The 3550-nt window shown below is 40.5% G+C and carries 5 protein-coding genes; all 5 read right to left on the bottom strand.

Going from position 1 to position 3550, the window contains the following annotated elements; all coding sequences use genetic code 11:
• Nucleotides 1–25: 25 nt before the first annotated feature.
• The gene (locus CAG58_RS09885) at nucleotides 26–484 is read right to left on the bottom strand and encodes a DUF2127 domain-containing protein (protein WP_161429847.1); all 459 of its coding nucleotides are present in this window, start codon (nucleotides 482–484) and stop codon (nucleotides 26–28) included.
• A 146-nt stretch (nucleotides 485–630) separates the two neighbouring features.
• Nucleotides 631–1023, bottom strand: coding sequence for a VOC family protein (locus CAG58_RS09880; RefSeq protein WP_161439732.1), 393 nt, complete (start codon nucleotides 1021–1023; stop codon nucleotides 631–633).
• Nucleotides 1024–1244: 221 nt separating this feature from the next.
• Complete coding sequence (locus CAG58_RS09870) at nucleotides 1245–1862, bottom strand: HAD-IA family hydrolase (RefSeq protein WP_161429612.1); 618 nt, start codon at nucleotides 1860–1862, stop codon at nucleotides 1245–1247.
• 154 nt (nucleotides 1863–2016) lie between these two features.
• Nucleotides 2017–2436 carry a lysozyme inhibitor LprI family protein gene (locus tag CAG58_RS09865; protein WP_161429611.1) on the bottom strand — a complete coding sequence of 140 codons (420 nt, stop codon included), beginning with the start codon at nucleotides 2434–2436 and terminating at the stop codon, nucleotides 2017–2019.
• Between the two features lie 139 nt (nucleotides 2437–2575).
• Nucleotides 2576–3091, bottom strand: a complete 516-nt coding sequence (locus CAG58_RS09860) for a MazG-related protein (RefSeq protein WP_161429610.1) — start codon at nucleotides 3089–3091, stop codon at nucleotides 2576–2578.
• Nucleotides 3092–3550: the final 459 nt, after the last annotated feature.

Genomic DNA, 3550 nt, shown 5'->3' with positions numbered 1-3550 from the left:
TTGTTAGGCTCAAATCACTTACCTATTATTGTTTTAACTCGTTTTTTAACAACACAACTCTAGCCATGTAAGCCACAACAATGATGTTTAGAACGAAAACACTTGCCCCTAAAATACTTGGACGAACAACAATTCCATAAACTTCGAAAGGTAAATAAACTGCCCCACTCAACAAAGCAAACCATTTTGTCCAACCATAGGATTTCCATAAACCATACGCTTCGACAAAGCGAATTAATGAGTATGCTAATGCTCCTAACGCAATGATACTTATGTTAATATTTGAAATATCACTGACTGCTGTTATAAAAATATTCGGCAAATGACTCGCTGGATTTAAATGAGCATGTTTTACTATCGATTCAGCTAATTCCTGCAAGTTATCACCAACAAGGAAATGCAAGCCAATAGCAACGATAAGAGAGAGTAAACCTTTACTCCCCTCTAAAACTGCTACTGCTTTAAGACCAACTGTTGATGTCATATTAACCTCTTTGAGCCTAACGCCGCGTTAAGGGGTGAGTAACGCAACTACCAACTCACCGCATTGCACTAAAAACTAATAAAATCAATGCATAATGAAAATGCTACGCGTTGCGAATCCCTCTTGAACGCTTTGTTATAGCGTGGTTATTTGCTCTCTGTAGACAAAAAATGGGTTGCACAAAGTTTATTACCTGAAGGATCACGTAAATAAGCCAAATAAAGCTTTCGGTCTCCACTGACTCGGATCCCTGGTGGATCCTCACAAGTAATGCCTCCATTCGCTATACCTGCCGCATGCCATGCTTCAACTAATTCAGGGCTACTAACTTTAAAACCAATCGTTACGCCATTTCCATGAGTAGCTGGTTCACCATTTACTGGCTTCGTAATGCCTAAAGTACTTTCTTTATTACGATAGAAACAGCGGCCTTTCGCATCAATAAAACCATTCGAGTAACCAAGAACGGCCATAATGGCATCATAAAAAGCCTTTGATTTCTCTATATTATTTGAGCCGATCATTATATGACTAAACACAGTAATTCCCTTTCTTAAATGAAGTTATGACATACTCTGCAACATCGAACCATCTCTGTCTATGCCAAAATGAACAGTAAGCTATAACGCCCGCTTAAGGGGCTGACAACGCTACTACCAAGTTTCCGCATAACACCGTAACCACCGAAATCAACGCACAATAAAAATGCCACGCGTTGGAAGTCCCTCTTGAAGCGTTTGTTATGTGAAATTTCAACGACTTAAAGCTGAACTCCTAATAACTTTAAAGCTTGCTCACATTGGAAAGCACTTTCAAATTGAATTCCTTTTATACCAACCGACTCTGCACCTTGAACATTGTATAGCATGTCATCGATGAATATTGTTTCTGCGGCATTGAGATCATATTGAGAAAGTAGTGATAGGTAGATTTCACGCTGAGGTTTCAATAAGCCGACTTCGGCAGAAACGATTGCTCCATCGAACAAACCCCAAAATGTGTAAGCTGTTTTCAAATGAAAGACTATTTCATGTACGTTATCGGTCAACGCTAGGACATTATAGCCAGCAGATTTACAGCGTTTAATAAGATCAACTGAGCCAAAAATGAGAATTTGTGTTTGTTTAACATAATAGAACAGACGCTCACATTCTAGATCAGTTAATCCTAAAGTTTCTTTATATTGAGCTTTAGCTTCATTTTCAGTCAACTGGCCTTTATTCAAACTTAACCATGTTTCAGACTGAAATATTGACTTCGCTTTATCTTCGGCAGAGCAGATTTCACCGAAAGTCAGCCTAATAATCTCCAACGGAGCCCAACGAACTACAACATTACCGATATCAAAAACTATATTTTTAACATTAACAGAGCTCACATTTTACTCCTTTCACATAACGCCGCGTTAAGGGGTGAGTAACGCAACTACCAACTCACCGCATTACACTAAAAACTAATAAAATCAACGCATAACGAAAATGCTACGCGTTGCGAATCCCTCTTGAACGCCTTGTTATGTGCGTGGTGACTAGCTACTGTTTTGGCTCCGGTAATACTGGTGGAGTACTATCCATATAGGTTAAGAAATGTGCCCAAACCTCATGAGTCCTCTGCACCGTTAGATTAGTTTCACATGAAATAGTCATCGCATCACGAATTGTACCTTCACGCCATTTCGTATAAATAGAATTACAGTGAGAGGACATATAGGCTTGCCAGTCATTTTGAGCAACCTCGATCGCTTTAACTAACTCAGAATCAGCAGAATTATGTTCAAGACTTACATTCAGATACTTCGAGAGTTCTGCTCTTGCTAAATCTAGTTCAATTATTGCACAAGTGTTAATTTCAAGGGTGCTCACCGCATTATCGCAATCGAAAGTTATTTCTTCATCCGAAGCTGTGGTTGTAAAAGCAAAAATGGAGAGAACTAACAATATACGTCTTTTCATAATTTTCCTCGAAAGCACATAACGCCCGCCTAAGGGGCTGGCAACGCATAACAACCAAACTCAAACACATCAACTGCAACCACCGCGGCTCATTGGGACTGGAAACGCCACGCGTTGACAGTCCCTCTTGAGGCGTTTGTTATGGCGCGATTTCACCCGTTAACTCTTGAATATCAATCCAATCAACTTCTCGGCCAAGTACACGTTTGTAAGCAACCAAATCATCAACGGGTATTGTCGGCACCACAACACCCAAGTATTCACCAGAAACTGAACGCTCAAAATTGGTATGCAGCTCATGCCACTCATCACTTTCCGATGCTCGTATTTTAGTTCCTGGCGCTAGGCCTATTTCTATTTTCTGTGAGCCATAAATCAACTGAAAATACTCTAAATCCCAAGAGCCTTCGATGTAATGAGTAAGAGGCTTTGAAATATATTGGCTAACATCCGCCAAGATTTTATGCGCATCACTTTTGTGAATATAGAGGTCAATATCTGCGACTTCTCGTGAGCCGCCATGGATTTTGGCCGCTAAACCACCCACTATTTGATATGAAATTTGCTTCAGCTCGAGAAGCTCTTTGAGCCACAGCAATGCAACTTTTACTTTCTGGCTCACAATCACCTCACTGGTTGTTTCATATTGCGCCATAACGCCCGCTTAAGGGGCTGACAACGCTACTATCAAGTTTCCGCATAACACCGTAACCACAAAAACCAACGCATAATAAAAATGCCGCGCGTTGGAAGTCCCTCTTGAAGCGTTTGCTATGCTTTATTACTTATTGATTACATTGAACTTTTACAAAATTCATTTGTTCGCAGCACTTTAACTCAAAATGATAAACTTGCCTACTTTCAGCAATCATTGTTGCCGATAAGATCCCAAATAAGTTGAAGCGAATTAGCCTGCGGGATCAAGGGGTCAACAACACCAAAGGAAGAGACCTTTCAGCGACAATTGAACCTTTTACGAGCACAATTGATCAGAGCAGAGCCGGACAAAAACGCACATTCGCCGATAAACTTGCGCTAACCAAACACTGTCAGCAAGTAAGATGTTCATGAGATCCCAAACATGCTGAAGCGAAATAGCCGGTGGAATCAATGA

It is taken from the genome of Vibrio sp. V31_P5A7T61, assembly GCF_009904895.1.
Classification (GTDB): Bacteria; Pseudomonadota; Gammaproteobacteria; order Enterobacterales; family Vibrionaceae; genus Vibrio; species Vibrio metschnikovii.
The sequence above is the reverse complement of the archived record's forward strand: the minus strand, read 5'-3'. Positions and strand labels throughout refer to the sequence as shown.